20 protein-coding genes and 1 pseudogene are annotated in these 20,104 nt (G+C 70.4%); 17 read left to right on the top strand and 4 right to left on the bottom strand.

Annotated elements, in window-relative coordinates; translation table 11 throughout:
* The first annotated feature begins 8 nt into the window (after positions 1-8).
* The 12 genes from glyA to E0504_RS05150 all read left to right on the top strand — a co-directional run bounded on the left by glyA (position 9) and on the right by E0504_RS05150 (position 11,047).
* Positions 9-1,265 carry a serine hydroxymethyltransferase gene (gene glyA, locus E0504_RS05205; protein WP_112106198.1) on the top strand — a complete coding sequence of 419 codons (1,257 nt, stop codon included), beginning with the start codon at positions 9-11 and terminating at the stop codon, positions 1,263-1,265.
* Between the two features lie 117 nt (positions 1,266-1,382).
* Positions 1,383-2,492 (top strand): MraY family glycosyltransferase, encoded by a 1,110-nt coding sequence (locus E0504_RS05200; protein WP_112106199.1) that lies wholly within the window; start codon positions 1,383-1,385, stop codon positions 2,490-2,492.
* The gene (locus E0504_RS05195) at positions 2,489-3,010 is read left to right on the top strand and encodes a hypothetical protein (protein ID WP_071059407.1); all 522 of its coding nucleotides are present in this window, start codon (positions 2,489-2,491) and stop codon (positions 3,008-3,010) included. The genes E0504_RS05200 and E0504_RS05195 overlap by 4 nt, the downstream gene beginning before the upstream one ends.
* A 188-nt stretch (positions 3,011-3,198) precedes the next feature.
* Positions 3,199-3,486 carry an AtpZ/AtpI family protein gene (locus E0504_RS51930; protein WP_020458654.1) on the top strand — a complete coding sequence of 96 codons (288 nt, stop codon included), beginning with the start codon at positions 3,199-3,201 and terminating at the stop codon, positions 3,484-3,486.
* Between the two features lie 372 nt (positions 3,487-3,858).
* Positions 3,859-4,746 carry a F0F1 ATP synthase subunit A gene (atpB, locus tag E0504_RS05185; protein WP_071059408.1) on the top strand — a complete coding sequence of 296 codons (888 nt, stop codon included), beginning with the start codon at positions 3,859-3,861 and terminating at the stop codon, positions 4,744-4,746.
* A 69-nt stretch (positions 4,747-4,815) separates the two neighbouring features.
* Entirely contained in the window at positions 4,816-5,064 is a 249-nt protein-coding gene (locus E0504_RS05180; RefSeq protein WP_020458657.1) for an ATP synthase subunit C, read from the top strand.
* A gap of 13 nt (positions 5,065-5,077) precedes the next feature.
* Positions 5,078-5,659, top strand: coding sequence for a F0F1 ATP synthase subunit B (locus E0504_RS05175; protein WP_020458658.1), 582 nt, complete (start codon positions 5,078-5,080; stop codon positions 5,657-5,659).
* 2 nt (positions 5,660-5,661) lie between these two features.
* The gene (locus tag E0504_RS05170) at positions 5,662-6,501 is read left to right on the top strand and encodes a F0F1 ATP synthase subunit delta (RefSeq protein WP_071059409.1); all 840 of its coding nucleotides are present in this window, start codon (positions 5,662-5,664) and stop codon (positions 6,499-6,501) included.
* Positions 6,502-6,600: 99 nt separating this feature from the next.
* Positions 6,601-8,262, top strand: a complete 1,662-nt coding sequence (gene atpA / locus E0504_RS05165) for a F0F1 ATP synthase subunit alpha (RefSeq protein WP_071059410.1) — start codon at positions 6,601-6,603, stop codon at positions 8,260-8,262.
* Between the two features lie 3 nt (positions 8,263-8,265).
* A complete protein-coding gene (locus E0504_RS05160; protein WP_071059411.1) occupies positions 8,266-9,162 on the top strand; it encodes a F0F1 ATP synthase subunit gamma in 897 nt (298 codons plus the stop codon).
* 188 nt (positions 9,163-9,350) lie between these two features.
* Positions 9,351-10,790, top strand: coding sequence for a F0F1 ATP synthase subunit beta (gene atpD, locus E0504_RS05155; RefSeq protein WP_020458662.1), 1,440 nt, complete (start codon positions 9,351-9,353; stop codon positions 10,788-10,790).
* Positions 10,790-11,047, top strand: a complete 258-nt coding sequence (locus E0504_RS05150) for a F0F1 ATP synthase subunit epsilon (protein WP_018502335.1) — start codon at positions 10,790-10,792, stop codon at positions 11,045-11,047. The genes atpD and E0504_RS05150 overlap by 1 nt, the downstream gene beginning before the upstream one ends.
* 124 nt (positions 11,048-11,171) lie before the next feature.
* Here the strand turns inward: E0504_RS05150 and E0504_RS05145 are convergent, their stop codons facing one another.
* From E0504_RS05145 to E0504_RS05135, 3 genes are read right to left on the bottom strand one after another with little or no spacing between them, the layout of a single operon-like run.
* A complete protein-coding gene (locus E0504_RS05145) occupies positions 11,172-11,744 on the bottom strand; it encodes a cob(I)yrinic acid a,c-diamide adenosyltransferase (protein WP_071059412.1) in 573 nt (190 codons plus the stop codon).
* 45 nt (positions 11,745-11,789) lie between these two features.
* Positions 11,790-12,638: a hypothetical protein gene (locus E0504_RS05140; RefSeq protein WP_112106201.1), complete on the bottom strand. Its 849-nt coding sequence runs from the start codon at positions 12,636-12,638 to the stop codon at positions 11,790-11,792.
* Between the two features lie 40 nt (positions 12,639-12,678).
* Positions 12,679-13,722, bottom strand: a complete 1,044-nt coding sequence (locus E0504_RS05135) for a hypothetical protein (protein ID WP_243657421.1) — start codon at positions 13,720-13,722, stop codon at positions 12,679-12,681.
* On the opposite strand from E0504_RS05135, the pseudogene E0504_RS54045 reads away from it, so the two are divergent.
* Positions 13,721-14,190: pseudogene (locus E0504_RS54045) on the top strand (NUDIX hydrolase). The gene E0504_RS05135 and the pseudogene E0504_RS54045 overlap by 2 nt on opposite strands.
* Before the next feature lie 147 nt (positions 14,191-14,337).
* Positions 14,338-15,600, top strand: a complete 1,263-nt coding sequence (gene murA, locus E0504_RS05125) for a UDP-N-acetylglucosamine 1-carboxyvinyltransferase (RefSeq protein ID WP_112106205.1) — start codon at positions 14,338-14,340, stop codon at positions 15,598-15,600.
* 77 nt (positions 15,601-15,677) lie between these two features.
* Here murA and E0504_RS05120 read toward each other — a convergent pair whose 3' ends face one another.
* Positions 15,678-16,133, bottom strand: a complete 456-nt coding sequence (locus tag E0504_RS05120; protein WP_112106206.1) for a hypothetical protein — start codon at positions 16,131-16,133, stop codon at positions 15,678-15,680.
* Between the two features lie 338 nt (positions 16,134-16,471).
* Here E0504_RS05120 and E0504_RS05115 point away from each other — a divergent pair, with 338 nt between their 5' ends.
* From E0504_RS05115 to E0504_RS05105, 3 genes are all read left to right on the top strand, one after another.
* A complete protein-coding gene (locus E0504_RS05115) occupies positions 16,472-16,900 on the top strand; it encodes an STAS domain-containing protein (protein ID WP_112106202.1) in 429 nt (142 codons plus the stop codon).
* Positions 16,901-17,112: 212 nt separating this feature from the next.
* A complete protein-coding gene (locus E0504_RS05110) occupies positions 17,113-17,745 on the top strand; it encodes a hypothetical protein (protein WP_071059416.1) in 633 nt (210 codons plus the stop codon).
* Positions 17,746-18,103: 358 nt separating this feature from the next.
* Positions 18,104-20,104: a protein meaA gene (locus tag E0504_RS05105; RefSeq protein ID WP_131622235.1), complete on the top strand. Its 2,001-nt coding sequence runs from the start codon at positions 18,104-18,106 to the stop codon at positions 20,102-20,104.

Here is a 20,104-nt window from a genome sequence, read left to right as displayed (position 1 = left end):
GGGTCATCGTGAGTACTCCGTTCTGGGGCCCGGACTTCGACCAGCTGCGGGCCACCGATCCGGACATCGCCGCCGTCGTGGTCGACGAGTTGGAGCGGCTGCGCGGCGGCCTCCAGCTCATCGCGAGCGAGAACTTCACCTCGCCGGCGGTGCTCGCGGCGCTCGGCTCCACGCTGTCGAACAAGTACGCCGAGGGCTACCCGGGGCGCCGCTACTACGGCGGGTGCCAGGTGGTCGACCGCGCCGAGGAGATCGGCATCGCGCGGGCCCGGGAGCTGTTCGGCGCCGAGCACGCGAACCTGCAGCCGCACTCCGGCACGCAGGCGAACTTCGCCGTCTACGCCGCCCTGCTCACACCGGGGGACACCGTCCTGGCGATGTCGCTGCCGCACGGCGGGCACCTGACGCACGGCAGCCGGGTCAACTTCTCCGGGCGGTGGTTCGACGTCGTGGCCTACGGGGTCCGGGAGGACACCGAGCTCATCGACTACGACCAGGTCCGTGAGCTGGCCCTGCAGCACCGGCCCAAGATGATCATTTGCGGGGCGACGGCCTACCCCCGCCGCATCGACTTCGCCGCGTTCCGCTCGATCGCCGACGAGGTCGGCGCCTGGCTGATGGTGGACGCGGCGCACTTCATCGGGCTGGTCGCCGGCGGCGCGCTGCCGAGCCCGGTGCCGCACGCCGACGTCGTCAGCTTCACCACGCACAAGGTGCTGCGCGGCCCGCGCGGCGGCATGATCCTCTGCCGGGAGGAGCTGGCCGCCCGCATCGACAAGGCGGTGTTCCCGTTCAGCCAGGGCGGGCCGCTGATGCACGCCGTCGCGGCGAAGGCGGTGGCGCTCAAGGAGGCCGCGACCCCCGAGTACGCCATCTACGCCCACCAGGTGATCGCGAACGCCCAGGCCCTCGCCGAGGGGCTGGCGGCCGAGGGCGTCCGGCCGGTGGCGGGCGGCACCGACACCCACCTGACCCTGCTCGACCTGCGGGAGCTCGGCGTGACCGGCCGCGACGCCGAGGCACGCTGCGACGCGGCGGGCATCACGCTCAACAAGAACGCCATCCCGTACGACCCGCAGCCGCCCGCGATCTCCTCCGGCATCCGGGTGGGCACTCCCGCGGTGACGACGCAGGGCATGCGGGAGGGCGAAATGAAGGAGATCGCCGGTCTGATCGCCCGTGCGGTGCGTGACCCGTCCGCGGCGGCCGACGTCTCCGCCGCGGTGTCCGTGCTGGTCAACCGCCATCCGGCCTATCCGAGATAGCCGGGCGGCCGCGGGCCACGGCCCGTTCGCGGCTGCGGGTGGCGGCGGGCGACCGCGCCGGCTGGCGCACGATGAGAGCCCGGAACGGCGCAGGATGAAACGGCGGAACAGGTAGGGATGCGCGAGTATCTGCTCGTCTTCGCGGTGGCGGCGGCGGTCACCTTCCTCACGACGCCGATCGCCCGCTGGATCGCCTTCCGTGTCGGGGCGGTCGCCCGGCCCCGGGCCCGGGACGTGCACGCGACGCCCACCCCGCGGCTCGGTGGCCTGGCGATGCTGGCCGGGCTCTATGCGGGCCTCGAGGTGGCCGATCAACTGCCGTTCCTCTCCGTGGTCTCCCAGGACTGGTCGGAGACTCGTGCCGTCCTGGTCGCCGGCACGCTGATCTGCCTGCTGGGGGCGGCCGACGACCGCTGGGAGCTGGACTCGCTGACCAAGCTCGCCGGTCAGGTCGCGGCCGCCGGCGTCATGGTCCTGCTCGGCGTGCAGTGGTCCTTCGCGATCGACCGGAACAGCGAGACCACACTCAGCTTCGGGCCGGAGACCGCCGTCCCGCTGTCCATCTTCGCCACGCTCATCCTGGTCAACGCGATGAACTTCATCGACGGCCTGGACGGCCTGGCCGCCGGGGTCGCCGCGATCGCGGCCGGTGCCACGTTCTATTTCGCCTACCAGATCGCGGTGACCAACGGCTTCTACCGGGCCTCACCGGCCGCGCTGCTCGCCGCGGTCACCGCCGGGGTGTGTGTCGGCTTCCTTCCGCACAATTTCAACCCAGCCCGGTTGTTCATGGGGGATTCCGGCTCGATGCTCATCGGGCTGCTCTCGGCCGCCTCGATGATCTCGGTGACCGGTCAGGTCGCGTACGGGGGTTACGCTGGACCCTCCCAACAGCTTCCGTCGCTGATTCCGCTGGCCATCCCGCTGGCGGTGCTGGCCGTCCCGGTGCTCGACTTCGGGCTCGCGGTCATCCGGCGGACGAAGGCGGGGCGCTCGCCGTTCGCGGCGGACAAGATGCACCTGCATCATCGAATTCTTTCGATTGGCAACTCCCACGTCAGGGCGGTTCTGCTGATGTACTTCTGGGCCGCGCTCGTCGGCTTCGGGGGAGTGGCGGCCTCCTTCTCCGACTCGCCGCTGCCGATCCTCGTCGCCACAGTCGGCGTGGGGCTGCTCGCGCTGCTCGCCCTTCTTCTGACGGGCCAGCGCGCGGCCCGGCGCGCATGATCGCCGCGGCTCGCCCGGCGCTGCGCGCCGGGTTGTGCACGATGGCGGTGCTGCTGGCTGTGGTCCTTGTGCTGACCGGCGCCATTCGGGGCGCGGCCGGAATCGCCGGCGGAGCCCTCGCGGTCGGCCTGGTGGCGGCGTTCTTCGCGCTCGGCAAGCTCGCCCTGGTCGCGGTCGCCCGGCGCGGCGCCACCACGATGCTGCTGCCGGCCGCGCTCGGGATCTACGCGGCGAAGGTCGCCACTCTGGGGGTCGTCCTGGTGGCGCTGCGCGACGCGACGGCGATCGACCTGCCCAGCTTCGCCTGGTCGATCATGGCCGCGACACTGTGCTGGGTGGGCGCCGAGGTCTGGGCCGCCACCAGGCTGCGCGTGCCGTTCTACGATCCGGCGACCTTCGATCCGTCCCGCGTCGCTCCGCTCGATCCGTCGCGGGTCGCTCGCCCCGGCGGCCCCGTCCGGGGGAATCCGTCATCCGCGGCCGCGCGCCCGCCGCGGGCGTCCGGCGAACAGCCGTAGACCGTGGCGGCCGCCACCGCGATGACCGGTGGCCGTGCGCCCAGCCGGGAGCCGGGTGCGGATCGGCCGGCGGCCGGTGCGGACCAGTCGGGGGACCGGCGAGGACAGGCCGCCGGACCGGTGAGGACGAGCCTCGGGGCGGCCGGGGATCAGCGGATCAGCGGTGATCCAGGATTAGGAACAACGTGATGGCGAACGGCACCAACGGGCCCGATCGCGAAGATTCGGGCAAAAAGGACAATAGTGAAAGGGAAGAAAGACTAAGCTCGGGCTCGGCCGCGTCACCGAATCCACCGCCGGGCGAAGCCTGGGGCGTCATCGGCACGCTCATCGCCGGCGGCGGCTTCTGGGGGTTGGTCGGTCTGGGGATCGATCGGCTCGCCGGCTTCGACGCCCTGTTCTTCCCGATCGGGCTCATCGTCGGCATCATCGCGTCGCTCTATCTGGTCATCTACCGGTTCGGAGCCCGCCGCTGACGGTGCTCAGGGCAGTGTGTCGATGACGTAGTGTGACAACATGTCCAAAAACCCAACGGAAGATGAACGTTCGACTGTCTGTCGGAGATCTTAGTCCTGCAACCAGTGCTCTCCAGCGCCCGGGCAGATAGCATCTGCCCTGTCGAAGAGCGTCGTGAAGATGCCTTCGACACAGGACGTCCCCGCGTCGAACGCGCCGGGTCCGGGACAGCGTGTCCCTTGCCACCGGGGCTGTGAGCGGGTCGCGTCCGACGGTCATCCGCGTGTCTTCGATTGCCCGGAGCGGCGGCCCATCCCGTATAGGGTGAGGTCGATCCGACCCCGGGGGGATCGCGAACTTTGTCAGCATAAATGATCTTGGAGGTATCGGAAGTGCCGAGCGGATCGGTGCTCTTGGCGGCCGATGACGGCTTCCACGGGCCGACTCCCGATGTCTTCAAGCCGAAGAGCTGGTTCGAGTTCGACCTGGGCCCGATCGACTTCTACTTCAACAAGTGGTCCGCGCTGACTCTGTTCGTCGCGCTGTTCGTCGGCGGCTTCCTCTGGCTGGGGTTCCGCAAGGCGACGCTGGTGCCGCGCGGGCTCCAGAACTTCTGCGAGTCGATCTACGACTTCGTCGATCTCCAGATCGCTCAGAACGTCATCGGCGAGCGAGGCAGGACGTTCTCCCCGTACCTGACAATTCTCTTCTGCTTCATCCTGCTCTCCAACGTCATGGCGGTCATTCCGGTCGCGCAGTTCCCGACGACGTCGCGGATCGCGCTGCCGATGATCCTGGCCGCGGTGAGCTGGTTCATCTTCAACATCGTCGGTATCCGCGAACACGGGGCCGGTACCTACTTCAAGGACATGCTGGTGCCGGCGCCGACCGCGCCGCTGTTCGTGAAGGTCATCCTGGCTCCGATCGAGTTCGTCTCGACGATGATCGCCCGCCCCGCCACCCTCGCCATCCGGCTGTTCGCCAACATGTTCGCCGGCCACATGCTGCTGCTGGTCTTCGCGTTGGGCGCCGACTACCTGCTGCCGAAGCCCCAGTTCGTGTTCGGGCTGGTCTCCGGCCTGATGGCGATCGCTCTCACGCTGTTCGAGCTGATGATCGACGTGCTGCAGGCCTACATCTTCACGGTCCTCACAGCTGCCTACATCGGCGGCGCGATCTCCTCGCACGGCGGCGGAGACCACGCGGCGGACCACTCCCCGATCCACGGCCACGAAACAAGTGCGCCGGTCACCGCCGCTGGCGCGGTGGCGCGGGCCTGAACCTGAATCGACCCACGCGCACCGTGGGAGAGCCCCGGTGCACCGACCACAGAAGGACGGATCCCTACGATGTCTCTTTCCGCGGCCACGTTGCTCGCCGCTGATGACGCGATCAGCGGCAACATCGGCACGGTGGCCTACGGCATCGCGACCCTCGGCCCTGGCATCGGCGTCGGCATCATCTTCGGTCTGGGTATCCAGGCCATCGCCCGCCAGCCCGAGGCCGAGCAGGTGGCCTTCCGTTACATGCTGATCGGCTTCGCTGTCGTCGAGGCGCTCGCCCTCATCGGCTTCGTCGTGCCGTTCGTCTTCACCTGATCCGGGGCGCCCTGTGCTGCAGAATCTAGTTCTAGCCGCCGCCGAAGAAGGCGCGGAACACGAGGACAGCGTCCTTGTGCCGCCGCTCGCCGAGCTGATCGTCGGCCTGCTGGCCTTCGGTCTTCTCGTCGGATTCTTCTTCTGGAAGATCTACCCACAGATCCGTAAGACCTATGCCGAGCGGGCCGAACGTATCGAAGGTGGTCTCAACCGCGCCGAACGGGCGGAGCGCGAGGCACAGGCCCTGCTCGAGCAGTACCGTTCCCAGCTCGCCGAAGCACGCTCGGAGGCGGCTCGCATCCGCGAGGACGCCCAGGCACAGGGGCGGCAGATCGTCGAGGAGCTGCGCACGCAGGTGCAGCAGGAGGTCGCCGAGATCCGCGAGCGGGCGGACGCGGCGCTGGTCGCGGAACGTGCCCAGGTCGTGGCCTCCGTGCGCCGTGAGATCGGTGAGATCGCGCTCGAGCTCGCGACCCGGATCGTCGGCCGCGAGCTGGAGAACGACACCCGCCAGCGGCAGCTCGTCGACGACTTCATCGCGGGTCTCGACGAGGCTCCGCAGCCTGACGCCGTCCCGGCCGGGCCGGGAGTCTGACGGTGGAGGGAGCCAGCCGGCAGTCGCTCGCCGCCGCCAGGTCGGTCCTCGACCAGGTGACGGCGGTGCCGATCGGCGCAACCGCCGGTACGGTCGCGCCCGAGGTCCGTCGGATCGCCGGCGATCTCAGCGCGGTCGCCACCCTCGTCGGGGGCGAGCCGACGGTTCGGCGCGCCCTCACCGACCCGGGCGCGCCGCCCCAGTCGCGGACGGGCCTCGCGGCCCGTCTGCTCGGCGGGCAGATCAGCCAGGGGGCGCTCGCCGTCGTCTCGGCGGCCGTCGCCGGTCGCTGGTCGCGTCCCGTCGACCTCAGGTACGCGCTCGAGGAGCTCGCCGTCGAGGCGACGCTGGCGGAGGCGGAGGCGGCCGACGCCCTCGACGAGGTCGAGGACGAGCTGTTCCGGTTCGGCCGGATCCTCGGCCAGAACCCGCAGCTCTCGCTCGCCCTCACCGACCCGGCGGCGCCGACGTCCGCGAAGGTGGGACTGGTGACGCGGCTGCTGTCCGGCCGCGCCCACCCGGTGACCCTGCGGCTGGCCGAGCAGGCGGTGGCCGACCGCGAGCAGGGCGACATCGAGCGGCGCCTGGAGCAGCTCAGCCGGATCGCGGCCGCCCGCCGCGGGCGGGTGGTCGCCGTCGTCCGTACCGCGACCGTGCTCGACGACGACCAGATCGCGCGGCTGAAGGTGGCGGTCAGCCGCTTCTTCGGCCGGCAGATCCAGCTCCAGATCGATCTCGACCCCGCTGTCCTCGGTGGTGTCGCCGTACGGGTCGGTGACGAGGTCGTGGACGGCACCGTCCTGCGCCGCCTCGCGGCAGCCCGCCGCGGGCTGACCCGTTAGGCCGCGGAGCGCGATGGGTGAGCTGAAGCCGGGACCGATCCCAGAACCGGCAGAGACGACCGATGACCAGATCCACGCCAGCCATGAAGGACCAACGCGATGACTGAGCTGTCCATCCGGCCGGAGGAGATCCGCGACGCCCTCCGGGAGTACGTCGACTCCTTCCAGGCCACCTCCGGTGACCGGGAGGAGGTCGGCCGTGTCGTCGTGACCGGTGACGGGATCGCGCGGGTCGAGGGCCTTCCGCACACCATGACCAACGAGCTGCTGGAGTTCTCCGGCGGCGTGCTGGGACTGGCCCTCAACCTCGAGGTCGGCGAGATCGGCTGCGTCATCCTCGGCGACGCCGAGCACATCGAGGAGGGCCAGGAGGTCCGCCGGACCGGCGAGATCCTCGCCGTCCCGGTGGGCGACGGCTTCCTCGGCCGGGTCGTCGACCCGCTAGGGCGCCCGATCGACGGCCTCGGTGACATCGCCGCGGCCGGCACCCGGGCGCTCGAGCTGCAGGCCCCGTCGGTGGTGCAGCGCCAGCCCGTCAAGGAGCCGCTGCAGACCGGCATCAAGGCCATCGACGCGATGACCGCCATCGGCCGGGGTCAGCGTCAGCTGATCATCGGCGACCGGCAGACCGGGAAGACCACCGTCGCGATCGACGCGATCATCAACCAGCGTGACAACTGGGCGAGCGGTGACCCGAAGAAGCAGGTCAAGTGCGTCTACGTGGCCATCGGCCAGAAGAAGACGACCATCCGCGAGGTGGTGAACACCCTCGAGGAGGCCGGCGCGCTGGCCTACACCACGATCGTCGCCGCCCCGGCCGACCAGCCGGCGGGCTTCAAGTACATCGCCCCGTACACCGGCTCGGCGATCGGGCAGTACTGGATGTACAATGGCCAGCACTCGCTGGTGGTCTTCGACGACCTCTCCAAGCAGGCCGAGGCGTACCGCGCGATCTCGCTGCTGCTGCGCCGCCCGCCGGGCCGTGAGGCCTACCCGGGCGACGTCTTCTACTTGCACTCCCGTCTGCTGGAGCGCTGCGCGAAGCTCTCGGACGAGCTCGGGGGCGGGTCGCTGACCGGGCTGCCGATCATCGAGACCAAGGCCAACGACATCTCGGCCTACATCCCGACGAACGTCATCTCGATCACCGACGGCCAGATCTTCCTGGAGTCGGACCTGTTCAACCAGGGCGTCCGGCCGGCGATCAACGTCGGTACCTCGGTCTCCCGAGTGGGCGGCAGCGCGCAGGTCAAGGCGATGAAGTCCGTCGCCGGCCGCCTGCGCCTCGACCTCGCCCAGTACCGCGAGCTGGAGGCCTTCTCGGCGTTCGGCTCCGACCTGGACAAGGCCTCCCGCGACCAGCTCGCCCGCGGCGCCCGGCTGGTGGAGCTGCTCAAGCAGCCCCAGAACAAGCCGTTCTCCGTCGAGCGCCAGGTCGTGTCGATCTGGGCCGGCACCACCGGCAAGCTGGACGACGTGCCGGTGGAGGACATCCGCCGCTTCGAGGCCGAGTTCCTCGACTTCGTCGGGCGGACCCACAGCGCCATCTACGACACCATCGTGAACACCGGGAAGCTCGGCGACGACCTCGTCTCCTCCCTGGAGTCGGCCATCGCCGAGTTCAAGGAGCAGTTCACGCTGTCGAGCGGCAAGCAGCTGGTGAACGAGGCGGTCCCCGAGGCGCTCGACCCGTCCGCGGTGGAGCGCGAGGAGATCGCCGTCCACCACCGCAAGCCGTCCGACGAGACCGCGGGTCACTGACCCATGGCGGGCCAGCTTCGCGAATATCGGCGGCGGATCAAGACGGTCCAGTCCACCAAGAAGATCACCAAGGCGATGGAGCTCATCGCCGCCTCGCGGATCGCCAAGGCCAGGGCGCGGGTCGCCGCGTCCCGGCCGTACGCGGAGGAGATCACGCGAGTGATCAGTGCCGTGGCGTCGCAGACGACGATCGCTCATCCGCTCACCACCGAGCGCCCGGAGCCGACGCGGGCAGCCGTGGTCGTGATCACCAGCGACCGCGGCCTCGCCGGCGGCTACAGTTCCAACGCGCTCAAGCGCGCCGGGGAGCTGGTCGAGCTGCTGCGTGAGGAGGGCAAGGAGCCGCTGCTCTACGCGGTCGGCCGCAAGGCGGGGACGTACTACCGCTTCCGCGGCCGGGCGCTGGCCGGCGACTACACCGGCTTCTCCGAGCAGCCGAGCTACAGCGACGCGAAGGCGGTGGCGGACGCCCTCATCACGGCCTTCACCACGCCCACCGAGGAGGGCGGTGTCGACGAGATCCATCTCGTCTTCACCGAGTACGTCAGCGCCATGACCCAGAACGCGGTGGCGCACCGCCTGCTCCCGATGGTCCTGCGCGAGCACGACGAGCCGCCGGCCGGTGGGCCGCTGCCGAACTACGAGTTCGAGCCGTCGGCCGAGGCCGTCCTCGACGCGCTGCTCCCGCGGTACGTCGAGAGCCGTCTCTACGCGGCGCTGCTGGAGTCGGCGGCCTCCGAGTCGGCGGCCCGCCAGCGCGCGATGAAGTCGGCGACGGACAACGCCGAGGACCTCATCAAGACCTACACCCGCGCGGCCAACCGGGCCCGCCAGGACGCCATCACCCAGGAGATCTCCGAGATCGTGGGTGGCGCGAACGCCCTGGCGTCCGGCGCGTAGGAGACCTGTGATCTTCCGGCCACCCCTGCCCCGGCGTGCACCGCGGCGGGCCGACGCACTAGGCGGCGGGCGGACCGGTGTGGACACTGGGCTCACAGCCGGCATCGACTCCGCTGCCGGCGTCGACACCGACGAACGTCAAGCCGAAGCCCGCGGCGGCGGGCAACGACAGTGAAACCGAGGACGCCATGACCGTCACCACCAGCTCGCCGACCACGGCGGAGGGCCGGACTCCGGGGATCGGCCGAGTCGCCCGAGTCATCGGACCGGTCGTCGACGTCGAGTTCGCCCCCGACGAGCTTCCCGAGATCTACACCGCGCTGCACGTCGACCGCACGATCGACGGCGAGACCGCGGTCCTGACCCTTGAGGTCGCGCAGCACATCGGCGACAACACCATCCGCGCCATCTCCATGCAGCAGACCGACGGCCTCGTGCGCGGGGCTCCGGTCCGCGACACCGGCGCGCCGATCTCCGTCCCGGTCGGGAACGCCACCAAGGGCCACGTGTTCAACGTGCTCGGCAACCCGCTCGACGTGGACAAGGTCGACGCCGAGACCTACTGGCCGATCCACCGCTCGGCGCCGGCCTTCGACCAGCTCGAGTCGAAGACGGAGATGTTCACCACCGGCATCAAGGTCATCGACCTGCTCGCCCCGTACGTGCGAGGCGGCAAGATCGGTCTGATGGGCGGCGCCGGCGTCGGCAAGACCGTCATCATCCAGGAGATGATCCGCCGGGTCGCCAAGGAGTTCGGTGGCGTGTCGGTGTTCGCCGGCGTCGGCGAGCGCACCCGTGAGGGCAACGACCTGTTCCTGGAGATGACCGAGGCCGGCGTCATCGAGGACACCGCGCTCGTCTTCGGCCAGATGGACGAGCCGCCCGGCACCCGGCTCCGGGTCGCCCTCGGCGCGCTCACCATGGCCGAGTACTTCCGGGATGTGCAGAAGCAGGACGTGCTCCTGTTCATCGACAACATCTTCCGGTTCACCCAGGCCGGCTCCGAGGTGTCGACGCTGCTCGGCCGGATGCCCAGCGCCGTCGGCTACCAGCCGACGCTGGCCGACGAGATGGGCGCCCTGCAGGAGCGGATCACCTCGACCCGCGGTCACTCGATCACCTCGCTGCAGGCGATCTACGTCCCCGCGGACGACCTGACCGACCCGGCCCCGGCGACGACGTTCACCCACCTCGACGCCAACACGGTGCTCGACCGGGCGATCTCCGACCTCGGCATCTACCCGGCCGTGAGCCCGCTGGACTCGAACTCCCGGATCCTCGACGCCCGGTACATCGGGCAGGAGCACTACGACACCGCCCGCGAGGTGCAGCGGATCCTGCAGCGCTACAAGGACCTGCAGGACATCATCGCCATCCTCGGTATCGACGAGCTCTCCGAAGAGGACAAGATCCTCGTCAACCGGGCTCGCCGCATCCAGCGGTTCCTGTCCCAGCCGTTCTTCGTCGCCGAGCAGTTCACCGGCATCCCCGGCAAGTTCGTCCCGCTCGACGAGACGATCGACTCGTTCCGCCGGCTCACCCAGGGCGACTACGACCACCTGCCCGAGCAGGCGTTCTTCATGTGCGGCGGGATCGAGGACGCCGAGAAGAACGCGGAGAACCTGTAATGCCGATGCGGGTGGCGATCGTCTCGCCCGAGCAGGAGGTGTGGTCCGGCGACGCCGACATGGTCGTCGCCCGGACCGTCGACGGCGACATCGGTGTCCTGCCGGGACACATCCCCATGCTGGCCGTGCTCGTGCGCGACCAGACCGTGCGGGTGAAGGTCGGCGGCCAGGAGATCTCGGCCGCCGTCGACGGGGGCTTCGTCTCCGTCACCAAGGAGGGCGTCAGCATCCTCGCCGAGAGCGCGACGATCGCCTGACGCGGTTCGCCGGAACACCCCGGCTTCGGCGCTGACACCTGTCGGCGTCGAAGCCGAGACGGCGGCTCCAGAGGCCGGCAGAGCCCCAGGCTCCGTCGGCCCCAGGCCGTCGCCGGGGCTCTGCTCAGCCGCCGGCGCCCGGCTTCCACAGGACGTCCCCGTCCGGGTTCGCGACCCGGGACAGGATGAACAGCAGGTCGGACAGGCGGTTCAGGTAACGGGCCGGCAACGGGCTCGTCGCCTCCGGCTCCGCCTCGACCAGCGCCCAGCAGGCCCGCTCGGCCCGGCGCGCCACCGTGCGCGCCACGTGCAGCAGGGCCGCCCCGCGCGTGCCACCGGGCAGGATGAACGAGCTGAGCTTCGCCAGGTTCTCGTTGTAGTGGTCGCAGGCCTGCTCAAGACGGTCGACGTAGCTGTCGGTGATCCGCAACGGCGGGTACTTCGGCTCGGCGACCACCGGGGTGCACAGGTCGGCACCCACGTCGAACAGGTCGTTCTGCACCTGCCCGAGCGTCTCGCGGATGTCCGGGCCCAGCTCGCCCAGCGCCAGCGCCACCCCGATCGCCGCGTTCGCCTCGTCGACGTCGGCGTAGGCGGCCAGCCGTGGCGACGTCTTCGCCACCCGCGACATGTCACCCAGCGCCGTCGTGCCGTCGTCGCCGGTACGGGTGTAGATCCGGGTCAGGTGCACCGCCATGGCGTCACTGTATGGGCGCCGCCGTCCCGGTGCCCGTGAAGACCTTCAGATCACGGCATGCACGACGCTCGCGTCGTCACTGACCCCGAACCTCGGATGGCGCCGGCACTCGGGGTCCGCCTGTTCGGTCTCGCGGAGCCGGTGCACCAGCTCCTCCGCGGCTCCGCGGCGCACCGCGTCAACGAGAGCCCCGTACCCGTCCACCAGGGCGAACGGCTCGACAAGCCGGGCGAAGCCGTCCGAGAGCAGCAGCAGGTCCTCGCCGCCGGTCAGGCGAAGAGTGCGGCAGTGCGCGTGACGGGTGGCCTCCGGGACGTCCCCGAGGATCCACGACCCGCGCGACGTGTTACGCCGCCGGCGGCGCTCCAGCAGGGTCCCGCGTGCCCGTCCATAAGCTGCCGCCGGATCGTCGCCGTGGTCGATGTCCGCCCGGATGGCATCGAGGATCGTCCGCTCGGTCGTCGCGAACTGAGGATCCACGAACACGGTTGGAGACGGCCGGCCGCCGGCCGGGGCCAGCACGACGGGGACGTCGCCGAGAAGGCACAGGTCCAGCAGGTCACCGCGTTGCCGCACCACCGAGATCGCGGCGGTGGGGAACCCGGTGGAGCGGCACGTGCCCGCGTACGGCAGCCCGGCGAGCCGCGCCCGCGCCGTCACGTGTCCGACCAGCCGTGCGAGGACGTCCGCGAGCTCGGCACCGTCCCAGTCGACGCTGCGCAGGTAGTCGTCGGCCACCGAGCTCAGCCAGGCGGCGGCGGGAAGGCCCTCGATCGGCGGTCCGGCTTCGAGGGCTGTCGCTCCGTCGACCACCCAGGCGCCGTCCGCTCGAAATCCGCAAGCGTCCTCGTTGTGGGCCTTTGCCGACCAGCTCGAGGCCACCGTCACCTGCATCTCCGCCAGTCACCTTCCCCTCTCGCCCCTGCTTCGTCGGTCAGTGTCCGGCGAGTGCCAGGCCGACGCCGAGGAGTATCGCCCCCAGGAGGAGGGGAAGTAGGCGCCGTCGGGAGTCTCCGCCACCGATGACCAGGATGTGGAAGCCCCAGAACACCAGGAGCGTCACGCCTCCGGCGCAGGTGAGGAGGCCCGACGCCGGTCCCGGAGGTTGCCCGGCCGCGATGTTGGCGGCGGTCGTGATGAACGCGATCACCGCCGCGAGCAGGCCCATGATCTCGAGGATCTGGGTCCGGATACCGCGCAGTTCCGTGGTCGCCTCGTTCTGTCCTATCCGGAGCAGATCGGCCTGTTGCGCGTACTGGATGCGGGCGCGGATCAACTGGTAGTCACCGATTCGCAGCGCGTACTCGGCTCCCGAGCTGTCCTCCTCGTCGATGGCTCGCGCGATGCTCGCTCGAGCCGTGGCGTATGCGCCCCGGAGAGTGGCTATGCGGGCATGAGTGCCGTGATAACGCGGGTAGGCGCCGTGGCTGAGGGCGATCGCCTGCCGGATCAGCCGTTCTCCCTCCAGCAGGAGCTGGGGATCCGGGTCCGTGTCCGCCTCGTACTGATCCGCGATGATCGAGGCCGCCAGATGGAGGACCCCTGGGATCGACGACAGCCGGCGCACCGCTTCGAGCGCGAAAGTGAGAGCTGCCTGTCTGTTCGCCGGCTCGCCGTCGAGTGAGGAGTAGTACTCGGCCTGCATGAAGTAGAACATCGGATGATCGCCGAACGCGGACTGGTACTGGTCCACGTTCGCCCGGTGAGTCAGGTGATCCCTGCGACGCCAGGCGCGCGCCTGCACGCAATAGAACGCGTTGAATCGCGCCTGTTCGGATTGGGACGGGTCGCCCAGAATCGCGGCGAGCGCGTCATCCGTGGCGATCGGATCCTCGAGCAACGCCCGGGCCTCGGTCCCGTACGAGGCGTGGGTTTCCGGCGGCAGGGACTCAAGGCGCGCTAGGAGCACCGAAACCGAAGTCCAGGTCAGGTCCAGGTAATCCAAGTCGACGTAACCCAATTGGTAGGTTCCGCGCATGCATTCCGTAAGCGTAGCCGGTGTGACACGCAGAGATGACGGTCGCGTGCTCTGCATCCAGCGGCGGGACACCGGCGCGTGGCAGATTCCGGGCGGAGTCCTCGAGCGTGGTGAGACCTTCGAGGACGGGCTTCGCCGCGAGGTGCGGGAGGAGACCGGGGCGCTCGTGGAGCCGGTTCGCCTTACGGCATCTACCTCAACCTGCCCATGGGCGTCGTGGCGATGGTCTTCCTCTGCCGTGCGGTCTCCGCCGTGATCAGCTCCCAGACCGACGAGTCCGTGGCGGTCGACTGGCTCACCGTGGACGAGGTCGTCCAGCGGTCGGTGCCCGCGTTCGCCGTGCGGGTCACCGACGCGCTCGCCGGCCAGCCGGAGCCTTTCCTGCGTCACCACGACGGAGTGCGCGTGCTGGGCGTCGCCGGTTCGCCCGGTGCTGCCGTGGACTCTGCCTCGGCGCCGCATGCATAGCAATCCGGTCAGATCGTCGGATGGATGTCGGTGGTCCCCGGAGGTCTTCGTTGGTGTCCGGTTGTGGCCGGGGCGCGCCGTTTGCCGAGGCCGCGCTGAAGATCTTCCACGGAGCACCTAGCATCGGAGCCCGTGGAGTGCTTCGTCGTGACAGGCGGGACCAGGCTGGTCGGCGAGGTCGCCGTTCCGGGCGCGAAGAACTCGGTGCTGAAGCTGATGGCGGCGAGCCTGCTCGCGCCCGGCCGCACCACGTTGGACGCGGTACCCGACATCCTTGACGTCTCGGTGATGGCCGACGTCCTGCGTGGCCTCGGGGCCGGGGCGGAGCGTGACCGGGCCGGGGGTCGGATCGTCATCGACATACCCGAGGTGGTCGATGCCACCGCGGACGCCGAGCTCGTCCGCCGGATCCGGGCGTCGGTGGCCATCCTGGGGCCGCTCGTCGCCCGCCGCGGGGAGGCCCGGGTGGCGCTGCCCGGTGGCGACGCGATCGGCTCGCGCGCGCTCGACATCCACATGAACGGCCTGACGAAGCTCGGTGCCGTGGTGGACGTCGAGGCCGGGGTACTGGTGGCCCGCTGCTCCGGGCGGCTGCAGGGCGCCTCGATCTGGCTGGACTTCCCGAGCGTCGGGGCCACCGAGAACCTGCTGATGGCCGGGGCGCTCGCCAAGGGCACGACCGTGATCGACAACGCGGCCCAGGAGCCGGAGATCGCCGACCTGTGCGCGCTGCTCACCGCCATGGGCGCCCGGATCGACGGCGCGGGCACGTCCACGCTCGTCATCGAGGGGGTGGAGGGGCTGCGGCCGGTGCTGCACCGCACCGTCCCGGACCGGATCGTCGCGGGTACGTGGGCGATCGGCGCGCTGATGACCGGTGGCGACGTGACCATCCGGCACGGCCGGGCCGAGCACCTCGGGATCGTCCTGGAGAAGCTCGCGGGCGCGGGGGCGGCCGTCGAGCTCGTCGAGGACGGCTTCCGGGTGAGCGCGGACGGGCGGCCGCGCTCGATCGACGTCGTCACGCTGCCCTACCCGGGCTTCCCGACCGACCTCCTGCCGCAGGTGATCGCACTGGAGGCGGTCAGCGAGGGAATCTCGCTGATCACCGAGAACGTCTTCGACAGCAGGTTCGTGTTCTGCCGGGAGCTGCACGCGCTCGGCGCCGACCTGCGCACCGACGGCCATCACGTGGTCGTCCGGCCCACCCCGCGGCTGACCGGCGCCTCCGTGCTCGCCTCGGACGTCCGCGCCGGCGCGGCGCTGGTGCTGGCAGGCCTGGTGGCGGAGGGCACGACCGTGGTCCGTGACGTCCACCACATCGACCGCGGGTACGCGCACTTCGTGGAGAACCTCACCGCGCTCGGCGCCGAGATCCGCCGCGAGCCGTCCTCGGCGGCCGCGGCCTGAGTCGACCGCGGCCGAGCTGACCGCGACAACCGACCGGCGGACCTGGGCCAGGACTGGTACGGGTGTCGGCGGGCGGGTCAGGCGCCGTCGGTGGGCTCGCGGCGGCTCTGGGCGAGCGCGTGCACGGCCCTGGGCAGGTCGGCGGCGAAGACGAGCACGTGCTGGAGCTCCCCGGCCAGGTAGAGCAGGTCGCCGCGGGGGCTCACCGGGGCGGGCACCGGCCGCGCGGGCGCCAGGGTGGCGCGCACGCCGCTGCCGATGAGGGTCGCCCGCAGCCGCTCGGCCCGCTCGCTAGGCACGGTGGCGACGGCGACCAGCAGGCCGAAGTCATCCGCGCGCCGGTCGCCGCCCGGATGACCGGTACCGCCATCGGCGCCGCCATCCGCGTCCGGGTCGTGGTCGGCGTCGTGATCGGCGTCGTGATCGGTGTGCGCGTCCGGCGTCGAGGTCAGCCGGCAGACGGCGACCAGCACACCGACGGCGATCAGGACCAGGGTGGGTCCATAGAGGAAGCCGAGAGCGGTGGTCTCCATGATCACCCCTTGGTCCGTCTGGTCTGTCGCGGGGCGCCCGGGGCCTTCGGTGCCCTGGTCCCAGGTTCGTTTCCCGCCAGGTCCATCGTCGCACCGACACCGACGTTCGGATGGGTCTTTGGGCCTGAGCTGGATCGTCACACCAGTCAAATGGAACATATGGGAGAGATTGGTGAGATCATCGCCATGGGTGGGTTCCGAGTAGCCCCCCACTGCGATCGGCTGTCCGCGGGACTCGTCCAGCTGTGTGCGGCAAGCCGAGCGCAGGTGCAGGTGCCCAACGGCGGGCCCGACGCGACAGTCTCGGCCTGCCGGTGCATGGGGAATCGGAGGCCGCGATGGGCGAGTCGTCGACGGTGCGGGCGGTGGAGGCGGACTGTCCCGGCGAGGGCGGGAACCAGACCCTCCGACTGGTGGGGACGGTGGACGTCCGATCCGTCGGGGAGCTCCGGATGCTGCTGCACAACGCGATCGACGCCGGTCGCGGCCCACTGCACGTCGACGTCGGCGGGCTGGAGCTGGGCGACCACGCGGGTGTCGGGGTGCTGCTCGGGGGCGCCCGCCGGGCCCGCGCCCTCGGCCGCACGCTCGTCCTGGTGGACGCCTCCGCGGCCCTCGGACGCCTGCTCGCGGTCGACCGCCTTGGACGTCTGCTGCGCGTCCAGATCGCGCCCGACCGGCTCGCTGCCGTGCCTCCCGGTGCTGGCGGGCACGGCACGGTCGGCCACGCCCGCCGCGCCCGCGGCCTGAGCGTCCCCGCGGCCTGAAGTCCCCACCGGGTCCGTGGCCTGAGCGTGCCCGCAGCCTGAGAGAGCGCCCCCGGGGGTGCGGCTTCGTCCCGTGAGATTCGTCACCGGCGACGATCGTCCGTGGACGCTGAGTGATCGGCAAGTCCCCGTTGGCGGGCGCCGAGCCGGCATAGGGCATGCTTTCCCGATAATCGGGCCGGGTCGTGGCATGGTGGAGGTAAGACACAGACATGCTGGACGTGGAGGTGCCCGCGGGGGTGGACCCAGCCGGTGGTCGGGCGGCCCGGCCGGGGGCCGCGGCCTGGACCCAGCAGCAGCGGCCGCTCCTCGTGGCCGCCTCCTTCGTGGTCGCGGTCGTGCTCGGGGTGGTCATCGGGCTCGTCTGGGCCTCCGACGACTCCGCCACGCCGGGCGCCGTCGCCGTCGAGCAGCCCGACGACGCGATCCTCAGCCCCCCGCTGCCCTCGGTCCCCTGGGAGACCAGCCGGGTCGCCGGCAGGGCGCGGACGCTGGCGCTCAAGGGCAACGAGCCCACGACCCTGCGCCAGCCGCTGATGTGGCTCGCCGCCTACGAGGTGCGCAAGAAGACCGGTGCCGCCGCCCCGGTCGCGTCGGACGTCACGATCCCCAACGGGATGTTCTACGGCGCCGTCGAGGGCGTCGACAAGGAACGCGACGAGTTCTGGGCCGTCGGTATGACCGAGATCCGTGGGGTCGCCGAGACGGACGCCCCCGACCCGCACGTGTGGAAGCGCGTCGGCAGCGCCCCGTGGACCCTGGTCGGCCGCGGCACCGCGGCCTGCGACCTGATCCCCGCCGACCTGAAGAACATCTGGGGCCCGAGCGCCTGCTCCTCCGCCTGAGGCCCGCCGCCACCCGCGTCCGCCGCCGTCGAGCCCTTCCGTCGCCTGAACGTCCGCCGCTGAACGGCAGCCGCCTGGACGTCCAGCGTCTGGGTAGCCCTGTTCCGGGTAACTCTCCGTAGGAGCTCTCGGCCGGCCCGGGCCCTGCGCACTGGGGGCGCCGGACCGGCATCGGCGGCTACGCTGCTGCCGTCGCCGGATCTCGCGAGGATCGGCGGCCATTGATCCCCGTCCTGGCTCGGCGTCGGATGTGCCCCGAGGTCCGTGCGCACGGCCCGTGCCTGTGGCTCTGCGCGCGGGGGCGGCGTCCGTCCGGCTGCCGGTTCCTGGGCGTCGCACGGAGCGCTAGGAGGCGGCGATGACGGATGTGGCCAGGTCGGAGCGTGACCGGCCGTGGATCGTCCGGACCTACGCGGGTCATTCGAGTCCGGCGGAGAGTAACGCTCTGTACCGGCGCAATCTGGCGAAGGGGCAGACGGGTCTGTCGGTGGCCTTCGATCTGCCGACGCAGACCGGGTACGACCCGGATCATGTGCTGGCGCGTGGTGAGGTCGGGAAGGTGGGTGTGCCGGTCGCGCATCTCGGTGACATGCGGGCGTTGTTCGAGCAGATCCCGTTGGGCCGGATGAACACGTCCATGACCATCAACGCGACGGCGATGTGGTTGCTGGCGTTGTACCAGGTGGTGGCGGAGGAGCAGGGTGTCGCGGCCGAGGAGCTGACCGGCACGACCCAGAACGACATCATCAAGGAGTACCTGTCGCGGGGGACGTATGTGTTCCCGCCCGGCCCGTCGCTGCGGCTGATCACGGACATTGTGGCGTACACGGTGACGGAGATCCCGCGCTGGAACCCGATCAACATCTGTAGCTATCACCTGCAGGAGGCGGGTGCGACGCCGGTGCAGGAGTTGGCGTACTCGTTGTGCACGGTGATCGCGGTGCTCGACGCGGTGGTCGCTTCCGGTCAGGTGCCGGCGGAGCGGATGGGTGAGGTGTGTGCCCGGATGTCGTTCTTCGTGAACGCCGGGGTGCGTTTCGTGGAGGAGATGTGCAAGATGCGGGCGTTCGTCGCCCTGTGGGATGATCTGCTGCGGACTCGTTACGGGGTGACGGATCCGCGTCACCGCCGGTTCCGTTACGGGGTGCAGGTCAACTCGTTGGGGTTGACCGAGGCGCAGCCGGAGAACAACGTGATCCGGATCGTGTTGGAGGCGCTCGGGGTCACGTTGTCGAAGGATGCCCGTTGCCGCGCGTTGCAGCTGCCTGCGTGGAACGAGGCCCTCGGCCTGCCGCGTCCGTGGGATCAGCAGTGGTCGTTGCGTATCCAGCAGATCCTGGCCTATGAGACGGATCTGTTGGAGTACCCGGATCTGTTCGAGGGCTCGGTGGTGGTGGCCCGGCGGGTGGAGGAGCTGGTTGCCGCCGCGACCGAGGAGATCGACCGGGTGCAGGCGATGGGTGGGGCTGTCGCCGCTGTGGAGAGCGGCTACATGAAGTCCCGGTTGGTGGCCTCGCAGGCGATGCGGCGGGCGCGGATCGAGTCCGGTGAGGACGTTGTTGTCGGGGTGAACCGGTTCACCGAGACCGAGCCGAGTCCGCTGCTCGCCGACCTGGACGCGGCCGTGCAGACGGTGGATCCGGCTGGTGAGGAGGCGGCTCGGGTCCAGGTCGCGGCGTGGCGGGCCGCCCGTGATGCCTCCGTTGTCGACGAGGCGCTGCTGGGGTTGCGTGAGGCGGCGAAGACGGATGCGAACCTGGTGCCGGCGACGTTGGCGTGTGCTCGTGCCGGTGTGACGACGGGGGAGTGGGCGGGTGTGCTGCGTGAGGTGTTCGGTGAGTACCGTGCGCCGACCGGGGTGTCCGCCGCGCCGTCGGCCGCCGCTGCGGGCGCCGGGCTGGGGGAGGTGCGTGACCTGGTGACCGTGACCGCCGGTGAGTTGGGTCGCCGGCCGCGGCTGCTGGTGGGTAAGCCCGGGTTGGACGGGCATTCCAACGGTGCCGAGCAGATCGCGGTACGGGCTCGTGATGTGGGCTTTGAGGTGGTCTATCAGGGGATCCGTCTCACGCCGGCGCAGATCGTCGCCGCGGCTGTGGAGGAGGACGTCCACGTGGTCGGGCTGTCGGTGCTCTCCGGTTCGCATATGAACCTGGTGCCCGAGGTGCTGGACGGGCTGCGTGCGGCTGGTCTCGGGGACGTCCCGGTCGTGGTCGGCGGGATCATTCCGCCCGCGGACGCGGAACGCCTGGCGACGCTCGGTGTTGCGGCCGTCTTCACACCGAAGGACTACGGGCTGACCGACATCATGCGTGGCATCGTGAACATCGTGCGCACCTCAAACGGCCTCGCGAGTGCCTGA

It is taken from the genome of Parafrankia sp. BMG5.11, assembly GCF_004337455.1.
This window is presented reverse-complemented; position numbering and strand designations above follow the sequence as displayed.